The sequence below is a fragment of the Paenibacillus xylanivorans genome, assembly GCF_001280595.1.
Classification (GTDB): Bacteria; Bacillota; Bacilli; order Paenibacillales; family Paenibacillaceae; genus Paenibacillus; species Paenibacillus xylanivorans.
Genome location: NZ_LITU01000036.1, coordinates 20017 through 41560, shown reverse-complemented (window position 1 = coordinate 41560; position 21544 = coordinate 20017). Strand labels below are relative to the sequence as shown.

General features: G+C 48.1%; 18 protein-coding genes and 1 other annotated feature. Of the genes, 11 read left to right on the top strand and 7 right to left on the bottom strand.

Going from position 1 to position 21544, the window contains the following annotated elements; translation table 11 throughout:
* The first annotated feature begins 23 nt into the window (after positions 1-23).
* The 7 genes from AMS66_RS04310 (at position 24) to AMS66_RS04280 (ending at position 8794) form a co-directional block, all read left to right on the top strand.
* Positions 24-1811: a cache domain-containing sensor histidine kinase gene (locus tag AMS66_RS04310; protein ID WP_053779619.1), complete on the top strand. Its 1788-nt coding sequence runs from the start codon at positions 24-26 to the stop codon at positions 1809-1811.
* On the top strand, positions 1786-3339 hold the full coding sequence (locus tag AMS66_RS04305) for a response regulator transcription factor (RefSeq protein WP_053779618.1): 1554 nt from the start codon (positions 1786-1788) through the stop codon (positions 3337-3339). Before AMS66_RS04310 ends, AMS66_RS04305 begins: the two co-directional genes overlap by 26 nt.
* A 220-nt stretch (positions 3340-3559) precedes the next feature.
* Positions 3560-4843 carry an ABC transporter substrate-binding protein gene (locus tag AMS66_RS04300; RefSeq protein WP_053779617.1) on the top strand — a complete coding sequence of 428 codons (1284 nt, stop codon included), beginning with the start codon at positions 3560-3562 and terminating at the stop codon, positions 4841-4843.
* A 142-nt stretch (positions 4844-4985) separates the two neighbouring features.
* Positions 4986-5888: a carbohydrate ABC transporter permease gene (locus tag AMS66_RS04295; RefSeq protein WP_053779616.1), complete on the top strand. Its 903-nt coding sequence runs from the start codon at positions 4986-4988 to the stop codon at positions 5886-5888.
* Between the two features lie 2 nt (positions 5889-5890).
* Positions 5891-6730: a carbohydrate ABC transporter permease gene (locus tag AMS66_RS04290; RefSeq protein WP_053779615.1), complete on the top strand. Its 840-nt coding sequence runs from the start codon at positions 5891-5893 to the stop codon at positions 6728-6730.
* Between the two features lie 90 nt (positions 6731-6820).
* Positions 6821-8029 carry a rhamnogalacturonan acetylesterase gene (locus tag AMS66_RS04285; RefSeq protein WP_053779843.1) on the top strand — a complete coding sequence of 403 codons (1209 nt, stop codon included), beginning with the start codon at positions 6821-6823 and terminating at the stop codon, positions 8027-8029.
* Positions 8030-8383: 354 nt separating this feature from the next.
* Positions 8384-8794, top strand: a complete 411-nt coding sequence (locus tag AMS66_RS04280; protein ID WP_053779614.1) for a sensory rhodopsin transducer — start codon at positions 8384-8386, stop codon at positions 8792-8794.
* Positions 8795-8867: 73 nt separating this feature from the next.
* On the opposite strand, the gene AMS66_RS04275 is transcribed toward AMS66_RS04280, so the two are convergent.
* The 5 genes from AMS66_RS04275 to AMS66_RS04255 form a co-directional block, all read right to left on the bottom strand.
* On the bottom strand, positions 8868-10013 hold the full coding sequence (locus AMS66_RS04275) for a Ger(x)C family spore germination protein (RefSeq protein WP_201782144.1): 1146 nt from the start codon (positions 10011-10013) through the stop codon (positions 8868-8870).
* An 8-nt stretch (positions 10014-10021) separates the two neighbouring features.
* On the bottom strand, positions 10022-11491 hold the full coding sequence (locus AMS66_RS04270) for a spore germination protein (RefSeq protein WP_053779612.1): 1470 nt from the start codon (positions 11489-11491) through the stop codon (positions 10022-10024).
* Positions 11472-12578, bottom strand: a complete 1107-nt coding sequence (locus AMS66_RS04265) for a GerAB/ArcD/ProY family transporter (RefSeq protein ID WP_053779611.1) — start codon at positions 12576-12578, stop codon at positions 11472-11474. The genes AMS66_RS04270 and AMS66_RS04265 overlap by 20 nt, the downstream gene beginning before the upstream one ends.
* A gap of 69 nt (positions 12579-12647) precedes the next feature.
* Positions 12648-13634, bottom strand: coding sequence for a tryptophan--tRNA ligase (gene trpS / locus AMS66_RS04260; protein WP_053779610.1), 987 nt, complete (start codon positions 13632-13634; stop codon positions 12648-12650).
* A gap of 158 nt (positions 13635-13792) precedes the next feature.
* Positions 13793-14097, bottom strand: a binding site (T-box leader).
* Between the two features lie 27 nt (positions 14098-14124).
* The gene (locus tag AMS66_RS04255) at positions 14125-15063 is read right to left on the bottom strand and encodes a DMT family transporter (protein ID WP_053779609.1); all 939 of its coding nucleotides are present in this window, start codon (positions 15061-15063) and stop codon (positions 14125-14127) included.
* Positions 15064-15240: 177 nt separating this feature from the next.
* Here AMS66_RS04255 and AMS66_RS04250 point away from each other — a divergent pair, with 177 nt between their 5' ends.
* Positions 15241-16626, top strand: coding sequence for an aminotransferase-like domain-containing protein (locus tag AMS66_RS04250; RefSeq protein ID WP_053779608.1), 1386 nt, complete (start codon positions 15241-15243; stop codon positions 16624-16626).
* 146 nt (positions 16627-16772) lie between these two features.
* Here AMS66_RS04250 and AMS66_RS04245 read toward each other — a convergent pair whose 3' ends face one another.
* Entirely contained in the window at positions 16773-18092 is a 1320-nt protein-coding gene (locus AMS66_RS04245; RefSeq protein ID WP_053779607.1) for a glutamate-1-semialdehyde 2,1-aminomutase, read from the bottom strand.
* A gap of 80 nt (positions 18093-18172) precedes the next feature.
* Positions 18173-19216, bottom strand: a complete 1044-nt coding sequence (locus tag AMS66_RS04240; RefSeq protein WP_053779606.1) for an LCP family protein — start codon at positions 19214-19216, stop codon at positions 18173-18175.
* A gap of 204 nt (positions 19217-19420) precedes the next feature.
* Between AMS66_RS04240 and AMS66_RS04235 the strand changes: the two genes are divergently transcribed.
* From AMS66_RS04235 to AMS66_RS33455, 3 genes are all read left to right on the top strand, one after another.
* Positions 19421-20467 (top strand): ABC transporter ATP-binding protein, encoded by a 1047-nt coding sequence (locus AMS66_RS04235; RefSeq protein ID WP_053779605.1) that lies wholly within the window; start codon positions 19421-19423, stop codon positions 20465-20467.
* 1 nt (position 20468) lies between these two features.
* Positions 20469-21263: an ABC transporter permease gene (locus tag AMS66_RS04230; protein ID WP_053779604.1), complete on the top strand. Its 795-nt coding sequence runs from the start codon at positions 20469-20471 to the stop codon at positions 21261-21263.
* Positions 21264-21267: 4 nt separating this feature from the next.
* Positions 21268-21544, top strand: a 277-nt coding sequence (locus AMS66_RS33455; protein ID WP_236703175.1) for an ABC-2 family transporter protein, incomplete at its 3' end; no start/stop codon positions are given.

Here is a 21544-nt window from a genome sequence, read left to right as displayed (position 1 = left end):
CGCGAGCCAAAGGAGCGCTTTGGATGAGTAGAATTAAAAACGCTTTCACAAAATTACCGATTCATCATAAAACCCTTCTTCTCATCGGATTACTGATGATGATCAGCTTCGCGTTCTATGTATCTGTCCTGGGATATGTGTTCGGCATTTATGACCGACAAATCTATGAGAAATCCTCACAGGTGCTTAATATGTCTTCGGTCGGCATCGAAAACCAACTGCGTGAGATTTCCAACCTATCCTTCAAGGTCATGTCCGACGAGCCTCTTCAGCAATATCTTCTTCAGTTGGACAAGGCTGAATCAGGATATGAGCAAAATGGCCTGCGCAAAAAAATCACCAACAGACTGGTGGCTTATGCTGGTTCAGAGAAATACGTCTATTCCATGATCTTTATCGATAATGATAATAATATTATGGCGGCTGGGAACCGGGAGGGGATCTCGGAGTCGAAGCAGAGGGAATTGGTTGCACTGGCGCAGCAATATTCGGGCTCCAATGCCTGGTACACGGGAGGGGACCAACAAGCCAGATTACTGTCGGTTAGACAGGTAAAGTCTTTTACCGGTGGAGCATTCACGCTGGAGAAGCTGGGCACTCTCGTTATTCGTGTACGGCTGGATCGGATTGTTCAGGACCAGATGCAGCATCCGGCAGAGGATTCACAGCTATTAATTACAGACGGCCGGGAAGTGATCTATCCGACTGAGTCGACTGTCAGCAAATCTGAAATTGAGTCTGAACTGAAGCGCACTCAGCCTTATGGGATCGCGATGTTTGAGCAGGGTAGAAATTTTGTCGCCCGTGCACATTCTTCCTATACGGATTGGGTGTATCTGTATATGACGCCCTTTGACCAAATGTTTAAGCAGATCCAGTTTGTTAAACAGCTGGTGACCGTCATCTTTATCATGATATTTCTGGCGGCGCTTGTATTCGGAGCCAAGTTTTCCCGCAGCATTACACAGCCGATCGCCCAGTTGATCAAGAAAATGCGCAATATCGAAAAAGGGGATCTGGATAAGCTGGAGGAAGCAGCGCTAGGCAACGTCCCAGTATCTTCACAAAATGAGGTTGGGTTGCTGCATCGCACGTTCAAGATGATGGTACAGCGTATACGCGAACTCATTGATGAGAATTATGCGAAGCAACTCGTGATACGAGAGACCGAATTGAAAGCGCTTCAGGCGCAGATTAATCCACATTTTCTCTATAACACACTGGAATCAATCAACTGGCTTGCCAAAGTGCAGAAGCAGCATCAAATCTCCGAAATGGTTGAGGCCCTCGGATTTCTGCTGCGAAGCTCAGTGAACATGTCCGAGAAGTGGATTACTTTGGAAAGAGAACTGGACATTGTCCGCAGTTATGTGACAATCCAGCACACGCGATTCGAGGAAAGACTTGATTTTGACATGGACATTGCGCCCGAAGTGGGAACTGCACGCATTCCGAAGCTAACCTTGCAGCCATTGGTGGAGAACGCCATTCATTATGCTTTGGAGCCAAGCATAGAACCTTGCCGTATTCGGATTAGGGCGAGAGCGGATGGAGACAACGTTGTGATTGAGGTGGAAGACGATGGCCCGGGCATGACTCCCGAATTTCTGGAGCAATTGCAGGAGGGACGCATTCAGACGAGGGGACAGGGAATCGGACTGTCGAACATCAAGGAACGGATCAGGCTGACCTTTGGCGACGAAGGCGAAATGATCATGAGCAGCAATCCCGGATCTGGGACCGTAGTATCGATCAGAATACCTTGGATCAGAGAGGACGATGACGATGTACAAAGTGATGCTCGTAGATGATGAACGTGTCATTTTGGAGGGGATTTCGCAAGTCGTGGATTGGGCTGCAGCGGGAACGGAACTGGTGGATACGGCGAGAAACGGGATTGAAGCGCTGGATAAAATCGGTCATTCCAGACCAGATATTATCATTACGGATATCTCCATGCCGGGCCTGGATGGTCTTGGGCTAATTGAAAAAGCATCCGAAGCATACCCTGGACTCCGCTTTATCATGTTGTCTGGCTACAAAGAGTTCGAATATGCTCGCCGGGCCATGCAATATGGAGTGAAGCATTATCTGCTTAAGCCGTGTAACGAAAACCAGATTCACGATGCCTTGTCCGAGTTGCTTCAGGAACACCAGGATGCACAGGTGAAGGAACATGTGGCCGGAGAGATGAAACAGCGGCTGCAACGGGTGCTTCCACATGTGAAGGAGCAGTTCCTGCTGGAGTTTATGACGAACCAAACCTATGGCCCGGTCGATTTGGAGTACTATCAGGAGCTGTTTGATCTGGAGCTGGAAGATAACGAAGTTCGGCTACTGCTGTTCCGTATTGCAGATGAACATGATTATAGTCATTTATTTGCGATCAAAAATATTGCCAGCGATCTTCTGCCCCATGTTCTGTTAAGCACGACCATTGAAGGCAAACTGTTAATTCTGCTGGGGGGCTCTTCCGATCCTGCCGGTCTGAAGGAGAGCATCGAGGAAGTGCGGACTGCGTTTACCAGACTGTATAAACTCGAAGTTACGGCTGCCCTCAGTGAGGCAGATCGAATGATTCAGTCCAGACGTTTATTCCGTGAAGCGCTGCAATGCCTGAACCACCGCTTTTTTATCGGCGAAGGCAAGCTGATTACCAAGAATGATCTGGCCCTGGCTGGGGAATGTGATGGAGTACATGTTGAACAAGATGCCGAGCAGCTATGCCAGTTAATTAAGTCAGGTAAGATCGAAGAAGCTGCAACTGAAGTGGATCGCCTCTTCGATCTTTTGTCCGGTCAGCAGCTTGAAATTGGGATTACCCGTTCGTATGTGGTGCAGTTGTACTCCGCAATGATTCATGTCTGTCCACCTGAGGAGGCAACGGAATTCACTCAGCGCATGGCAGAGCTGCCCCATATCGATACCTTGTCTGGCTTAAAATCCTTTGTCGCTAGTAGCGCAGCCCGGTTAACCTCGGGTTATTACAAAAACCATATTAGCCGTCAGTCTTCTGCCGTGGAGAAGATGATGGATATTGTGGACCGTCATTATGGGGAAGCTGATCTATCGCTTAACGGGGTCGCCCATCAGATGTTATATATGAATCCCGATTATCTCGGCAAAATTTTCAAAAAAGTGACGGGCGAGAATTTCTCCAATTATGTGAATCGTTTGCGCATTGAGCGTGCCTGCGACCATATTCGCAGAGGTGGGGATGTGAAGGTATTTGAGCTCGCCGAACTGTTTGGCTTCGGAGGGAACTCGCAATATTTCAGTCAAGTATTCAAAAAGTGGACCGGCATGACACCTACCGAGTTCCGCAGAATTGGCTTATAACAATTGACTAACGATCATGTTATCAATGTATGAGGGGGACGAACCGTACCGGGAGGGTGCAGTTGTCCTCCTCTGTTTTTTGAACCAACAAGACGGTTTTGTGTATTCAACTATGGTCCCACATTTGCGAAAATGACAATATAAAGTTCGTGAAAGCGTTATCAGAAAATGAAAGGTAACTCGTTCACACAACCATTTCAACATAAAAGGGGAGATTGGCATGGTGAAAAAGGCGATATTCCTGATGATGGCGGCATTGCTGGTACTAACAACGGCATGCAGCAGCAGCGGAGGATCGGGTGAAACATCTGCGGATGGTTCGGTAACACTTCGTATCGCGTGGTGGGGATCGGATGCACGTCACGAGTATACACAGAAGGTCATTGACTTGTACAAAGAGAAAAACCCGAATGTCAAAATTGACGTGGAATATGCTTCGTTCGATGACTACTGGAAAAAGCTAGCTCCACAAGCTGCAGCGAATCAACTGCCGGACATTGTTCAGATGGATATTTCCTACATCAGCCAATATGCACAGAACGGACAGCTCGAAGATCTGTCCCCGTATCTCGGAAATCAGATCAAAGTGGACGATGTATCCGAGAACGTAATCAGTACAGGCATTATCAATGAAAAACAATATGGCGTACCTGCTGGTGTTAACGTGCTTGGCTTCCAGTATGATCCGGCTCTGCTCAAAAAAGCGGGCGTGGATGCCATACCTGAAAATATGACCTGGGAATCGTACGAAGAGCTTGGCAAGCAAGCAGCTGCCAAAGGACTCTTTCTGGACGGGGGCGTAGCGCCGGATATCTTCTTCCACTATTTCCTCCGGACCAAAGGGTTGTCCCTCTACAATGCAGAAGGAACGGGTCTTGGCTATGATGACGACAAACTGTTCGTTGAATTCTTCGGACTTATGCGCCGAATGATCGAGCAGGGAGCAGCTCCTTCGCCAGATCTGGCGAACCAAACCAAAGGTATTATCGAGGAATCAGATCTCGTTAAGGAAAAGGGAATCGGTATTTGGCAATGGTCCAACCAGTTCGTAGCTGTACAACAAGTGGCTAACCGTCCATTAGAATTTGCTCCAATGCCAGGACCGGATATGGAAAAAGGCCTCTATATGCAGCCAAGTATGTACTGGGCTGTAACATCGAACTCAAAAGTGAAGGAAGAAGCGGCCAAATTCATCGATTTCTGGGTGAACGACGTGGAAGCAAACAAACTGATCAAGGGCGAACGGGGTGTGCCGATCTCAGGCAAAATCAAGGAAGCTATCGCTCCTGAGCTGAGTGATGCAACGAAACAGGTATTTGACTTCGTAGCGGCCATGGAGCCTAAAGCCTCGCCAATGAGCCCGCCGCCGCCGGTAGGTTCGCCGGAAGTCATCGCTTCTCTGGCGGATGTTGTAGAGGAATTGAATTTTGGAAAGATTACACCGGAACAAGCGGCAGCAACATTCCGCAAAAACGCCGAAGCTGTTCTTGCCAACAATAAATAACAGTTGAATGATTGCTTGCTCATCCCACTACCGGGATGGACGGGAATAGGGCTACTCGCATACCGCGAGGGCCTTTCCCCGTCCAGTAGTTCGAAGTAAAGGCTGTGGGAAGCAAGCAGATCAATAAAGGAGGTTCGTTCCGTTGAGGCAATATTCGTCGTTGCGCAGAAACCTAACCGGGTATGCATTTATTAGTCCTTTTATCATCGGCTTTCTGGGCTTTACGCTCATTCCGATGTTTGTATCCCTATACATGTCGTTTACGAGTTATAACCTGTTCACTTCCCCAAGGTGGATTGGGATGGACAACTACACCAAGATGTTCTTTGATGATCCGAAGTACTGGAACTCAGTTAAGGTAACGTTCCTGTACGTATTCATTGGTGTCCCACTCAGGCTGGTTTTTGCACTTTTCGTGGCCATGATCCTGAATACGGGCTCCCGTATGGTGGGAACGTACCGCACCGTATACTACCTGCCATCCATTATCGGTGGTAGTGTGGCCGTGTCCATCATGTGGCGTAACCTTTTTAGTAACGAAGGTGTCATCAACAGTGCATTAACAGCAATCGGAATTGGACCTATAAGCTGGTTTGGTGATCCGAATGCGTCCCTGGTCATGCTGATATCGCTATCTGTTTGGCAGTTTGGATCTTCCATGCTGATTTTCCTCGCTGGTTTGAAAAATATCTCTCCCGAGATGTACGAAGCAGCAGGTGTGGATGGTGCCAACCCGGTACGTAAATTTTTTGGTATTACCTTACCGCTGCTCAGTCCAATCATTCTGTTTAACCTGATTATGCAAACCATCGGTGCATTTATGACCTTTGTACCTGCATATATCATCTCTAAAGGCGAAGGCGGTCCAATGGACGGTACCATGCTTTACTCGCTGTATCTGTTCCGTCAGGCCTTTATGTTTAACAACATGGGTTATGCTTCGGCCATGGCCTGGATCATGCTTATTATGATCGGTATACTCACAATCGCAGTGTTCCTGACATCCAAGTTCTGGGTGTTTTATGAATCCGAAGGAGGGAAGTAACGATGGTTTGGAGAAATGTGAAATGGCCCATTTATCACCTGTTCGTTGCAGCTTTGGCCCTCCTGATGCTCTATCCCGTGCTATGGATGCTGTTCAGCTCCTTCAAGGAAAGCCGTACCATCTTCGTGACTGCCGAGTCCCTGTTTCCTACGGAATGGATCTGGAGTAACTACGCGGATGGTTGGAAAAGTGCGGGCGGGAGACCGTTTATGGACTACATTTCCAATTCACTTGTTATTGTGGTCATCTCCACAATTGGCGCCGTGTTATCCTCGTCGCTGATCGCCTTTGGTTTTGCCAGACTCAACTTTAAAGGACGTAACTTTTGGTTCTCTCTGATGATGTTGACCCTGATGTTACCGCATGATGTTGTACTTGTACCCCAATATATTATCTTCACGAAGCTTGGCTGGTTGAATACCATTCTGCCGATTGTTGTACCGACGTTTTTCGGGATGCCGTTTTTCATCTTCCTGATGGTTCAGTTCATTCGTACGATTCCGAAAGAGCTGGATGAGGCTGCTACCATTGACGGGTGTAACAAGTTCAGGCTGTATGTGCAGATTATTATGCCGCTCATCAAATCTTCACTGGCGACCGCAGCCATCTTCTCCTTCTACTGGAGATGGGAGGATCTGCTCGGTCCAGTACTGTATCTGAACTCGCCGGATAAATATACGGTCTCCATGGCACTGAAAATGTTCCTGGATAGCGAATCTGCTTCGAACTGGGGAGCGATGTTCGCTATGTCCATCGTCAGTCTGATTCCAGTTGTAGCGGTGTTCTTTATTTTCCAGAAACAAATTGTACAAGGCATGAGCACTAGCGGATTGAAAGGATAAATGATATTCACTGGATCAAAATCTGAATCAGCATGTTGAACAAGGAGGTTGTTCTTATTGAATAAGGACCAGGGGAGTCGGGCCATTGCCATGGAGGCAGCGGCAGAGGGCGGCAAAGAGGCTGTAACCCACTGGAAGTTCAATTTCGGACCGGACTCTGGCAGTGCAGGTGAGATTGAAGGTTATTTGAAAGTGTCTGCCAGCACCGCATATGTAGAACAGGGAGAATACGGTTTTGAATCCGGCTCCCTTGTGTATGAGAAACAACGGATAAGTGAAGACGAAGTATCGGATATCAGTAGGGCAAACAATAACAATCAAGGGCAGGCCAATGTGTCTGCCCGATTGCGTTCAAGCTTTTGTATTCCACTCAAGGCATCTTTCATCGTTGATGTACCCGATGGAACCTATCAAGTCTTGTTAATTGCAGGGGATGAATTGGCGGAGACAATCACCCGTGTCAAAGCCGGAGAGGGCAGACTGATGCTGCCAACGATTCGTACTCTTCCTGGACAATGTGCAGAGGTTCGATTCTCCGTTGTGGTCCGTGGCGGGAAGCTCCGACTATCCTTCTCGGGTCCCGCGCCACGGATCAATGCATTGGAAATCACGCTTGCGAATCAGACGATGACTGTATTTCTCGCTGGTGATTCTACCGTGACGGATCAACCGGAAAGTGGATATCCATACTGTGGCTGGGGCCAGCTGTTACCTGCTCAGTTCAAACATGATGTTGCTGTAGATAATCACGCCCAGTCTGGCCGTAGCTCCCGCAGCTTCATCAATGAAGGCAGACTGGATGCCATTCTGGAGAAGATGAAGCCGGAGGATTTTCTGTTTATTCAATTTGGACATAACGATGAGAAGCCGGGCCCTGACCGGGGGACGGAACCTTTCACAACATATAAGAAATATTTGAAAAAGTATATTGATGCAGCCCACGGAGCCAAGGCTCGCCCGGTGCTGGTGACACCAGTGCATCGGCGCTACTTCGCCGATGACGGCACATTGACCGACACCCATGGCGATTATATCGTCGCTGTGCGTGAGCTGGCGGAAGAGGAAGGGGTACCGCTGATTGATCTGGCTGAGCGAAGCCGCATCCTGTTCGAGCGAGCCGGTATTGAAGGCAGCAAGGAGGATTTCATGTGGGTGCTTCCGGGTGAGTATTTGAACTTCCCAGCAGGCGTGGAGGATAACACGCATTTTCAGGAGCGCGGTGCGCATCGCCTCGCCATGGAGGTGGCGGAAGCCATCCGCGAGCTGAGATTGCAGCCGCTGCAAATGTATTTGAGGTAAGCGAGCCAATAGCGGCCCACAGCCCGATCTGCCCACGGAAGCGTCCGCACCGCGAGGAACCCTGTTTGTTCAGCGAGTTAACGAAGTAACGAGCATCCCGAAAAGTTGCCCAGCGAGCATAGCGAAGGCAATAAGCCTTTAAAAAGCATGGCGAGCGTTGCAGCGAAGGAGGGCGGAATCGGAGCAGAGGGAGCGAAGCGTCCGCCTTTGGAGCGGGATTTCCCCTGCTGAGGGGGGATGAAAAGAAATCCCGAGCCAACAGCGGTCCACAGCCCGATCCGCCCGCCGAAGCGTCCGCACCGCGAGCCTTCCGCGTGTTTAACTAATTATTGCATTAGCAAAGGAGGACATTTAATGGCACAGGATCAGACGAACACTTCAGCACATAAAACATCTTCCACTGCAAAAGGTCATACCTACTGGGTAATTCCCGATGGTTACATTCCACCGGACAGCTCCGGCTCACTGGAGAGTCATGAGAGCATCTGTGTATTAAATACAGGCACAGTGGATGCACAGTTGCAAATAACGATTTACTTCGAAGACAGGGAACCACTCGAAGACATCGTGGCCGAGGTACCTGCGCGGAGAACAAAGCATATCCGGACAGCGTCGCTGAAATCGGGTGAACAACTTATCACTCCGGGAGTACCCTATGCAATTACCGTCTCCAGCGATGTTCCTGTTATCGTACAGTACAGTCGTCTGGATACAACTCAGCCTGAACTGGCACTCATGAGTGTTATGGCGTTTCCATTGGGATAACATGTGAATTCATGAAAAGCAAAGACGACCAGTAACCTTGCATGAACTGCAGGCTGCTGATCGTCTTTTTGCGCTACTCATTGTATTTATACGTACTGGCATTGAGGATTTTCACATGAACCTCCACCTTTCCGAGTTTAAACCGCTCAAGTGGATTAGCACGTTTATATACCTCCTGTCTCCATAGGGGGAGGTCATGGCGATAGAGATGTTCCACAAAGCCGTAGGAATCAATCTTGCGTGATTTGGTTTTCTCAAACGTATTGCGGATTTCGGACTCAATCTGTTTCTCCGCGTCCTTTTCCATGACATGGGGAGACCGGTGAGAGTCATGATCCTCAATGATGGCGCTTTTAACCGAAGTCACCAGGTCAAATGTAACACCATTTCCTTCTTTCCTCGCCTTAATCGTGGTCTTTGGGTTATTAAGTCTAAGCGTCAGACCCGGAGTTGTGCTCCCGTTGCTGTATACGTACAAAGGAAATTGAAAGACGCGGTCATAATTCACGAATCGTGTGCCATCAGCGTCCTTGCCCGTAACCCTGCCTTGACTTTTACCGTTTGAAATGACATAAAATCCATCCATTCTAATAAGCGGGGGTGTTTTATCCCCGTTATACCAGGTCTTGTTCTTATTGGTGATGGAAGGCAAAAGAATAACTGAAGCAGGCTCCCGAAACCCGTCAAGGAGCTGGTGTAGTCGGATAGGTTCATAACCGGAATGTTGCTTATACAGTTTCATCGGTTCGAACAGCTCGATGGACTGGGCGGATTGGTTCAGCAGGGTAGAGGGAGAGAGCACCTCTGTAATATTATGCTCTGTACCGTAGAGCCAAGGAGTATATCTCAACTGGCCTGAATGCAACAATGTATTGAACACATCCTCCAGCCGTCCATTTAACACATTTTTGGATAAAACAATCGCTTTTACATGGGTCCACAGCGTTTGTTGCTGGGAAGTTTGATATAGGTCATCTATAGCCATACTCAGTGTAGAACCTTCACCCCGTCCAATCCAGATATCACTTGCTTCCCTTGAAGTTGGTCCTTCCTGCTTGGCAATACTGGAGAAATCAATGAGTTGAGCGTAAACAATGTATTGGTTGTCCGCATAGTCTATCCCTACAGCCGTGATAAAGTTAATGCTCTGAACCTCTTTGGAATCCCAGCACCCGGTCAGCAGGATGAAGCAGCTTATAATTAAGCTAACCTTAGCCATCCATCTTGTCACGAGCGTTTCCTCTGTCGTGTGGAATCCTGGGTATGGAGTACGGCTGGGCGCTTGGTCCGTTTCATGGAAGGAGGCATAGATACGGCTTGGGTGAAGTCACCGGGTATATATGGTGAGACGGGTGATAGATATGAGACACCATAACACTCCAAGGATACGAGGTGTACCAGTAGACCAAATAGTCCAAGCATGAAACCGAATAATCCAAGGGTGGAAGAAAGGACAAGCATCCCAAGTCTAACTTGAGCAGTAGCCCCACTGAGCACGGTATTCACCAGAATATAGCTGGAGATCACCGAGATAGCCACCGTGACAATGATCGTAGGGGAAGTAATTCCTGCTCGAATAGCTGCATCTCCGATAATAAGCCCACCTACTACGCTGACGGTCTGTCCCAATGCCCGAGGCAGTCTCCGGCCTGCTTCATTAAACAACTCAAACATAAAAATCATCAAAAATGCCTCCAGCGTCACTGGCATAGGCAGACCCATCCGTGTACCAGAAATCGTTGCCAGAAAGGGTAATGGAATCTGTTCCACATTGAAACTGGTCAGGCCGATATAAAATGCGGGGAAGAAACAGGCGATCAGCAATCCGGAAATGCGCAAAATGCGTTCAAAAGTAACTATGAAAAAAGGGGTACTCTCGTCTTCCGGTGATTTCAGCTGATTGAATAGAGTGGTAGGAGCGATAATGGCTACCGGTGACCCTTCAATTAGAACAACAAATCGCCCATTTAAGAGGGAGTCCACGACATAATCGGGTCGCTCCGTATTATCCGTGAGCGGGAAGATGCTGCGAATTCCCCCCATAATAGCACGTTCCATAATGGAGGTACCGAGAATGCCATCGATTTCAATTTTGTCGAGATTTTGGCGTGCTTCTTCCAGAATATCCGGGTTAATAATGTCTTTGACGTATAACAGACCGATAGCGGTCTGGGTGCGACCGCCTTTAACATATTTCTCATAACACATGGAAGAGGTTTTCATTCTTTTGCGAACGAGGGCGATGTTCACGGACAGCTCTTCAGTGAACCCATCCCGAGGCCCTTTAATCGATGACTCGATCGCCGATTCCTCAGGGTTTCTTCCCGGTATACTCGCGATATCTAGACTGCAGGACTGATCACCATTTCCGAAAATGAGCAGTAATTGTCCACTAAAAATCAACAGGTTTAAATTCTCTACATCTGTGAGATCTTCCACCGGATTCAATGTTAATCCCAATTCTTTGGGATGTGCTTCTTCTATAAGTAGAGAATGCTGTTCCAGCCGTGGGATAATAAACTGGTTGATTTGTTTGCCGTCGACCAAACCGTCGCAATAGAGCATAATCACCGACATATCGGTTTCATCTTTGGCTGGAAAGGTCTGAATAACAACATCTGCGCAGGGATTGAACTGCTCTTCGAAAGAGGCAAGCAGTGTTTCATGGGACGTGGTGTCAATCGTTTGGTGCTCCATGATGTTTCCTCCTCTGATGGCGTGAACTGATGTATGCAACGGCTGTTGCAACCACCGCTAGTCCGCTCAGATACATGAGATTGAACGGGAATATGTATTGGACAAGCAGCTTTTCGAATGTCATATCATCCAGAGGATACAGCATGCAAAGAATAAAAAAGACGCCAAGAGTGGCACAACATATGATCCTTCTGGAGGCGCTCTTAATATTCCAAATTTCTACTACAATATACATGGCCAGACTAATCCGGGTGAAAGAACCGGCGAGCCATTGGTAAATGGAAAAGAAATCAGTCTGGGCAATATATTTGCCCAAGGAGGCAATTCGCCATTCTTCAAAGGCGGGATATCGCATTTTGGCAGCTTCGAAAGGGTCGAATTCCACGATTGCCCCAATGAGTGGGCCAAGTGTCAGACCAAGAATAATTGATGCGAGCATTAGATACTGCCATACACGTATCCGCTTGGAGAGGTGGGGCTGCAAGTACCAGATGAACAGCAACTCAAACATGCCTGAAAGGCTGTAGACTGTGCCATGAAGTACGGGATGCCAGCCATGTTCAAGCACAGGCAACAGACGACTGTAATCCTTGTATTGTGTATTAACGATAGCGACATAGAAGCCAAGTAGCACAACCAGGGGCAGGATCAATCCTGCTGTAAATGCCAGAGAGCGTATTCCTTTATACGCTGCATAGGCACAGAGAGACATAAGGGCAATGCTTGTAACCAATATTGGCGTCTCCGTCAGATAATTGGTTTTGGCCCAAGTGGTGGTATCATGCAGAGTGAAGTAGATCATGGACAGAAAAAAGAGGCTGTTTCCCACCCGAAACAGCAGACCAATAGGCTTGCCAAGATGGGAAGCCAGCCATTCATGCAGGGTTTGGTGCTGGAGAAAACGAGAGACATACGCAAGCATTAGAGTGAATAAAAGATAAGGCCCGACAGACAACAGAACGGATATCCATGCATCTCTTTTGGCTGAAGACAAAAGGGCAGGGATGATCAGGACGTGGCTGATCAGGCCGACAGATAACATTATTAACATCATGGCTTGCAAAAAAGAAGGCTGTGTTGGTTTCATGATGAGGGGACCTCTTTTCCCAATGGACTGTTCTCAGCAGTGTTAACGTGATCAAGCCTTCTCATACTGTCAGTCGAAATAACGTATCCCCATTGCTTCACGAACCTCAAGCATCGTCTCACGGGCTGCCCGTTGGGCCTGACGTGTGCCTTCCACGAGGATTTCTTTCACTTCATAACCACGTTGTTCATAGTAATTTCGTCGTTCTCGAAAAGGGGAGAGCAGCTCGTTAATTGCAGTGCCCGCAATCTTCTTGCAATCCTTGCAACCAATGGTACCGTTACTACAGCTTGCATGAATCTCAGCGGCCTCCTCCTTTCGAAACAACTGATGATAGGCAAATACCGGACAAATATCCGGATGTCCCGGGTCAGAACGATGAATGCGAGCAGGATCGGTTTTCGCCCTGGCCAGCTTGGCATGTACATCATCAGGAAGAGCATTCAACGAGATGGCATTGCCCATACTTTTGCTCATTTTGCCCAAGCCATCCAATCCGCCGAGCCGTTCACCAGTCAGAATACGTGGTTCAGGCAGAACTGGCGCATATAATTCATTGAACCGCCGTACCAGTTTCCGCGCAGTTTCGATGTGTGGGATCTGGTCTTCGCCTGCCGGAACAAGGGTTGCTTTGCAGAACGCAATATCCGCAGCCTGACTGACGGGATAACCGAGAAATCCGTAATAGAGATCCTTATAGCCACGGTCACGCGCTTCGTTTTTAATCGTGGGATTATGTCGAAGACTATTCACAGTGATAAACATGGAGAAAATGACAGTCAGCTCGGCAATTTCCGGAATCATCGACTGGATGAACAGAGTGGCTTTATTGGGATCGATACCTACGGCAAGATAATCAAGTGTCACTTGATGCACGCTGTCTGCAATCATCCCCGGTTGATCATAGTGGGTCGTGAGCGCCTGTACATCAGCTAGTAAAATATACGTTTTGTACTCATCCTGCAATTGTACCCGACTGCGCAGGCTGCCCACGTAATGGCCGAGATGAAGCTGTCCGGTTGTCCGATCTCCGGTTAAAATAATGTCCTTGTTCATAGTTCATTCTCCTTTGATTTTGTGATTTTTCCATCCTTAATTGCTGACGCCACCAGCCGTCTTCCACGACCATCACCCCCTTTCAGCCTGCAACAGTTTTGGGTACATAAATCAAAAAAAGCCTCGTCCTTCATCCTGTTTCCCAGACGGGAACAGAATAGAAGGACGAAGCTTATGCTTCGCGGTGCCACCTTAATTGGCCGCTAGCTGCGGCCCACTTGAGGGATACGGATGAAATATATGCGGGAAGCCCACATATGCCTTATCGATATCCTGTTCATGGATAACGGCTGAACATGCCGCCTTGCCTACTGTCAATCCGCCCTCCTGAGTACAGGTGGCAGAACGAGTTCAACTTGGAACTCCGAAGCCCATTTCCACATGACCGATACACCTGCTCACACCAACCGCCGGTTCTCTGAAGTATCCTGTCCTGTGTACTTCTCTTCATCATTGTTGATAATGTCCGTGTACAATTTTTCACATTGTATCACGCTTTATCTGGAATGACCAGCCCGCGTTTTCTTCCGCTCATATTGGTACCAAGTACACCGGCAATGATCAGCAGGGCTCCGATGAAGTGGTATCCATGAACTGGTTCATGTAGTATCCAGGCTCCGCCAGCAATCGAAATAAGTGTGGACAGATTACTGAATACACTCATTTTAGAAGCTTCGAGGTGAGTCAGGGCATAGCTCGCGAGCAGTGTGGAGAACATGGTGGAGAGGATGGCCAGATAAGCTAGTGCTCCCAAGTAAGATGCATCTCCAAGTGGCTTCACATAATCCATCATGGTTCCGTTCGACACATGACGAATCAGAGAAGCTGCGTTGAAGACTACAAATCCAACCATCAGGGTGACCCAGGTCAATTCCATCGGTTTATATTTCTGAGCCAAGGGCCTTGCCAATACTCCATAACCTGCAAAACACACCGTGGAGAGCAGCAGTAAGGCGATACCTTTAAAATTGCCTGCCGACATCCCGCTTCCTTTCATCAGGAAAATAAAGACTACACCAGCCACGGATAGCAGCAGGAACAGTTTTTGCATGATAGATGTACGTTCCTTGAGAAAGATAGAGGCCAGCACAAGTGTAAATACAGGGGCCATGGCCTGAATGATGCCTGCTTCCGATGAGTTGGACGAGACGAGTCCGAATGCCTGAAAGGCAAAAAATAAAACTGGAGAAAGTAGCCCAAGCGGAATGATACGCCACAGATCACGAAGAGTTAGCTTGATCTTGATCCATCCGAAAATGACAGGGATGCTGACTACGAGTAATGACAAAGCAAAGCGATGTGCCAGTACATCGATCGGATGTGCAACACTCACTGTCATTTTGACAAACAAAAAGGATAAGCCGATGATGGCTGCATATAAAACAGCTGCTACATATGCGTATGTTCTAGTCTGGGTATTGTTGTTCATAGGGTTTCCTCCAATAATACGAATTTCTTTTTTATTACAGCGGTGCATATGTTGCTGTGTGCACTGTCTGGCCTTATTCAATATACTTCCAGACCAATAGTGGTACAATAGACAAAAACGTTTACTGTACCGGTACACTTAAGGTAAGGCTGAGGTCGGAGGAGAGGCAGAATCCCAATGAGAAAATACGAAATTATCGCTGAATCACTAAAGCAATGGATTCAGGATCAATTGCGGCAGCAAAACAGTAGACAATGGCAGAACAAAGGAATCAAACTGCCAGCTGTACGTGTTCTGGCTGAGCAATATCAATGTAGTGTGAGTACGGCCATACGCGCATATGAGTGGCTGGAAGAGCGACATCTGGTCTACGCGGTGCCTCAGTCCGGGTATTATGCGGTGCAGAATGGAGCCGAAGTGGAGGATGGAGAGTGGCAGGGGCCGTTAGATTTTGCTTCCGCAGCCCCTGATCCGCGGGTATTTCCTTATTCGGATTTTCGCCATTGTGTGGACCAGGCGATGGAGAAGAAACAGGCGGACTTGTTTTTGTACGGAACCGAGAGAGGCTTGCCTTCATTGATTGATTTATTGCAGAAGCAATTCGCGGATTACCAGGTATTTGCCCGGAAGGAGCAATTCTTTATTACGTCAGGGGTGCAGCAGGCCCTTGCTGTTCTGGCGCTAATGCCTTTTCCGAATGGGAAAAAGCAGGTAATGCTGGAACTGCCGGGTTATCATAATATGCCTTCTCTTCTGAAAGGACTGAGTATACCGATTGTAGGTGTCAGACGCTCTTTGGATGGCCTGGATTGGGACGCGCTTGAACAACAGTTCCGCGAAGGAGATATCAAATTTTTTTATGTCATGCCGCGTTTTCATAACCCGATTGGCACTTCTTTAACGGCAGCAGAGAAGAAGAGATTGATCCGGCTAGCGCAGCGTTACGATGTTTATCTGGTAGAGGATGATTTCTTGGCTGATCTGGAAGAGAACACGAAACAGGACCCGTTATGGTCGTATGATACGGAAGGGCGAGTCATTTATCTGAAAAGTTACTCCAAAATCCTGTTTCCCGGACTGCGAATTGGCGTGGCTATTCTGCCTGCAAGTCTTACCTCATCGTTTAGTGCATACAAAAAAATGCTCGACATTGACACTGCGGTACTGTCCCAGGCTGCACTTGAGGTCTACATCCGTAATGGGATGTTTGCTCACCATGGTAAAGTCATTCGCAGCCGCTATGCTGCCCGGATGAACAAATTGTATCAACAGCTTAATGCTTTTCCAGACTTCACTCCATTTGCATATGCGCCGCGTACAGGAGGGGAGCATACGGTTCTTCCACTGCCTAAGGATATGCCGCTCAGGGTCTTGCTGTCCCGTTTGGATCAACGGGGAGTCATTGCCGATACAACAGAACGATATTATCCGGAAGGGGCACAAAAGATACATCAGGATAAAATGCTGCGGCTGAATATTTCCAATGTACCGAAGCAGCGTATCAAGGAAGGTCTGCGGATCATCCGTGAGGAGATTATGAGACTGCAAACTAGGCAGCAATGATTCGTAACCATAATCAATACCTATAGGCGGATCAATTCGAAAAAAAGGCGCCCGCGCAAGCTGAATGATTGCTTGCGGGACGCCTTTTTTAGGAAATTAAATTTTAATGATTTCTGTTAAGATGCGATGTGGACTCGGCGAACGGTTTACGCCTGAGCCATAGCTTTGAAGGAAGCTTCTGCGGCTTCCAATGTTTCTTGAACATCCTTGTCCGTATGTGCAGTGGTCAGGAACCAGGCTTCATATTTGGAAGGAGCCAGATTAATGCCACGATTCAGCATATGACGGAAGAAAGAAGCGAACAGTTCCCCATCGGTATCCTGGGCTTGATCATAGTTCGTAATCGGATGGTCACAGAAGTGGGTGGAAAAGGCACCGCGAATTCGGTTAATGGTTAACGCAATGCCATGACGATCCGCAGAAACCTGAAGGCCTGCTGTCAGGTCGATGGCAAGACGTTCCATCTCCGCATATACACCTTCGCCTTGCAGAACTTCCAGACAAGCGATACCCGCAGAGATAGACGCAGGGTTACCAGCCATCGTTCCGGCTTGATAGGCAGGGCCGAGTGGAGCAACCTGCTCCATAACCTGTTTACGACCGCCGTAAGCACCTATTGGCAGACCGCCACCAATGATTTTGCCAAGTGCAGTCAGATCCGGTTCGATCTCCGTATGGTTGTCCAGTCCCGCGTACGTCTGTGTGGAGCCATAGTGGAAACGGAAGGCTGTAATTACCTCGTCGTAAATCACGAGCGAGCCGTTGTCTCGAGTCATGGCACAGAGTCCTTCCAGGAAGCCAGGTTCCGGCATAACCATACCGAAGTTGCCGACAATCGGTTCTACCATGACTGCAGCGACATCATCGCCCCAACGCTCCAGAGCCGCTTTCAGGCTGTCCAGATCGTTGAAAGGTACCGTGATGACTTCGTGCGCAATGCTTGTTGGAATGCCTGCACTATCGGGAATACCAAGCGTGGAAGGCCCGGAACCTGCGGCCACAAGGACCAAGTCGGAGTGACCATGGTAACATCCGGCGAATTTCACGATTTTGTTACGTTTGGTGTAGGCGCGGGCAACCCGGATGGTGGTCATGACCGCTTCTGTACCGGAGTTTACAAAACGAACCTTGTCCATGGAAGGAATGGCCTCTTTCAGCATTTTGGCAAGCTTGATCTCAAGCTCCGTTGGTGTACCGTACAGGACACCATTTGCTGCTGCTTCTGTAATGGCCTTGGTTATATGGGGATGAGCATGTCCGGTAACAATCGGTCCGTAAGCCGCGAGATAATCGATATAACGGTTGTCGTCGACATCCCAGAAGTGCGCACCTTGCGCTTTTTTCATAAATACAGGTGCACCGCCACCCACTGCTTTGAATGAGCGGGAGGGGCTGTTCACACCTCCTACAATATGTTGAAGTGCTTCTTCGTATAAAAGCTCTGAACGGGAACGTGATGGATTCATATAATAACTTCCTTTCGTATTAGATAAACAAAACACAGCGAGAGGGCAGCATATGGGCTGCCCTCTTCGTATGCACTTCATTACTGTGCAGGTTGCTTGGAGTCTTGTTCGTCACCACTTGCCGTTTTGTCTTCGGCTCCGGGAGTACTGCCTTCTTCTTGAGCAGGAGGATGAATGATATCTTGAATATATTGCTTGAGTTTGTCCTCATTGGTTACCGACAGCACCTCAGCTCCGCCTGGTGTACGTTCTTCCTTGAGCATTTTCATTGGCGGGATTTGCTCGCTGCCGTTCATGCTGCTCTGATATCCGAGTCCGCCCAGCTTCCACATGTCGGAGAGGGTTAGATTGGTATCTACATAAGGATTCACTTCTTCCAAAATGGAAGGAAGTTTGGCAATCGTTGTCGTTGACTGCATTTTTGCTGCAACAGCTTTGAGGAATTCGCGCTGCCGCTCGGAGCGGGCATAATCCGACATGGCATCATGACGGAAACGAACGTACATGAGAGCCGTATCGCCATCCAAATGCTGGTAGCCTTTTTTTAGATCAATATCGTATTCATTCTTGTCCGCTTTACTTGTATAATGCATGTCCTTCTCTACGTCAAAATCCACACCGCCAACAGCATCCACCAATTTGATGAATCCCTGGAAATCGGTATACACATAATACTGGACAGGGATACCCAGCAGGTCTCCTGCAGCTTTCATTGCCACGTTGGGGCCATGGGTGATGGCCGTATTGATTCGTTCTTTGCCATAACCTTCAATATCGACGTATGTGTCGCGCAGAATGGAGAATAGGTTGATTTTTTTGGTGAGTGGGTCAAGGGAAACGACCATCATGCTGTCAGAACGAGGAACTTCCCCCTTCTCCAGCCCGCGGGCATCAACACCCATAACGAGAATATTTACCGTTTCGGTGCCCTCCCATTTCGGAGGATCCGGTGTACTTACTTTTTCAACATTTTCGATACCGGCAAACGGCGATTCGTCGCCTTCCTTTTGCAAGCCATTCAACTGATTGAGAATAGAACCGAAATAAAATGCCGCAGCGCCTCCAATAATCAGCACGAAGGCGGCAAGAGAAATCCAAATGGTTCTCTTCGTCTTTCTGGTCATGCTAGCTCTCCTTTGTATTCAAAATAAATGAAGATGAGTCCAATTTGATCTAGCCCGGGCTTTCCGCACACGACATATCTGTGAGATGCAACAGAGGACGCCGCCTCAGACTATTTTTTAAAGCTTGCTGAATTTTGACTGATACTATTATAATTTCTTTTTGGGCTACAAGCAATTTCAACAAAATCCAAGTGAGGTATAATCATGCTGGCGATTGATGTCAAAGATTTGCGCAAGTCGTTTAGCGTCCAGAAAAGCCGAGGAGGGCTCAAGGGCGCATTCCAAGACCTGTTTGCACGTCAATACCAGGAGGTATTGGCTGTAAATGATATTTCATTTCAGATTCCGCAGGGCGAAATATGCGGATATATTGGGGAGAACGGTGCCGGTAAATCAACAACGATTAAGATGTTGACCGGCATTTTGGTGCCTACTTCAGGGCAGATATCGGTTGGTGGATATGTTCCGTATCAGGAACGTGAGAAGTTTGTACAGAATATTGGTGTCGTATTTGGTCAACGCAGTCAACTATGGTGGGATATCGGTGTCATTGAGTCTTTCCATCTGCTGCGCAAGGTGTATCGAGTAGGTGAGGTCGATTTTCGCAAACGACTGGATGAACTGGTTGAGCGGCTACAGCTTCAGGATCTGCTGAACCGTCCGGTTCGTAAGCTCAGTCTTGGACAGCGTATGCGCTGTGAACTGGTCGCTGCGCTGCTGCACAACCCGGATATCGTTTTTCTGGATGAGCCAACCATTGGTCTGGATATTGTCGTGAAGTCGGAAATTCGTGATTTCCTGAAAGATATGAATAAGGAACACGGAACAACCATTTTGCTGACCACCCACGATCTGCAGGACATCGAAGCTTTATGCTCAAGAGTTATTATGCTCGATGCGGGCAATATCATCTATGATGGCGGGTTGGATCATCTGAAGTCTCAGTGGGGCAAGGAACGGGAAATCCGGTTCAAGTTTGGCACGGCTCACCCCATGGAACAAATGCTGGAATGGACTGCTGAGCTCCCTGTTCGCTGGACGGTGGAGAATGAACTGTCCGCATCGGTCTGGATTCCACTTGAACTCAATGTGTCGGATGTGCTGGGACGCGTCGTTGGACAGGCAGATATTACCGATATTCAGATTATTGAGATTAACACGGATGAGATCGTACGCAGTATTTACCAATCCGGTTCCGCCGAGCGTCCCGAGATTGTGGGAGCAAAGAACGAAGCGGTGGGTGTATCCTAAGATGAATAGTGCATTTTTTGATTTTATGCGCATCCGGTTCCTGACGATGCTTGCATACCGGGTGAATTATTATTCCGGCATTTTGATATATACGCTGAATATCGGCGTGTATTACTTTACCTGGCAAGCCATTTACGGAAGCAGTGGTGAACTGGGCGGTTTTACGGCAGCTCAGATGACGACCTATGTGGCGGTATCGTGGATGGCGCGTGCGTTTTATTTTAACAATCTGGACCGGGAAATAGCCGCGGATATTCGGGATGGATCCATTGCCATTCAATTCATAAGACCGATCAACTATGTCATGGTCAAAATGATGCAGGGTCTGGGCGAAGGTATTTTCCGTTTCCTGCTGCTCATGATTCCTGGAATGCTCATTGCCATTCTGTTATTCCCGGTTGAACTGCCTACGGCGCCGTCCGCGTGGATTGGCTTTCTTGTTATGCTGTTCTTCAGTTTCCTCATTAACTCCCAGATTAATGTCATTACGGGACTGGCTGCATTCTTTGTGGAAAACAATGAAGGCATGATGCGCATGAAACGCGTTGTGGTTGACCTGTTCTCCGGTCTGATCATTCCAATTAGCCTCTATCCGGGCTGGATGTCCGCGGTGATGAAAGTATTGCCTTTTCAGGCCATTACGTATCTGCCCGGCTCGGTTTTCACCGGAAGAGTGGAAGGCACAGGCATCTGGAGCGTACTCGGCATTCAGGTGTTCTGGTTTGTCATACTGCTCATTCCGATGATGCTGATCTGGCGTCAGGCGCGCAAGCGTCTGTTCGTGCAAGGAGGGTAACCAAGTGTACTATATGGGTCTGATCTGGGAATATTTAAAAAATTACATGAAAACACGTCTCACGTACCGCGCCGACTTTTGGGTCGAGATTCTTTCGGATTTGCTGTTCCAGGCAACCAATCTAATCTTTATCTTTGTAGTTTTCCGTCACACGGATAATTTGGGCGGCTGGAGTGAGAGTGAAGTCCTTTTTGTTTATGGATATTTTATGGTGCCTTACGGCATCTTCAGTTGCTTTATCAATCTGTGGGGGTTCAGTGAACGGTATATTGTCAAAGGCG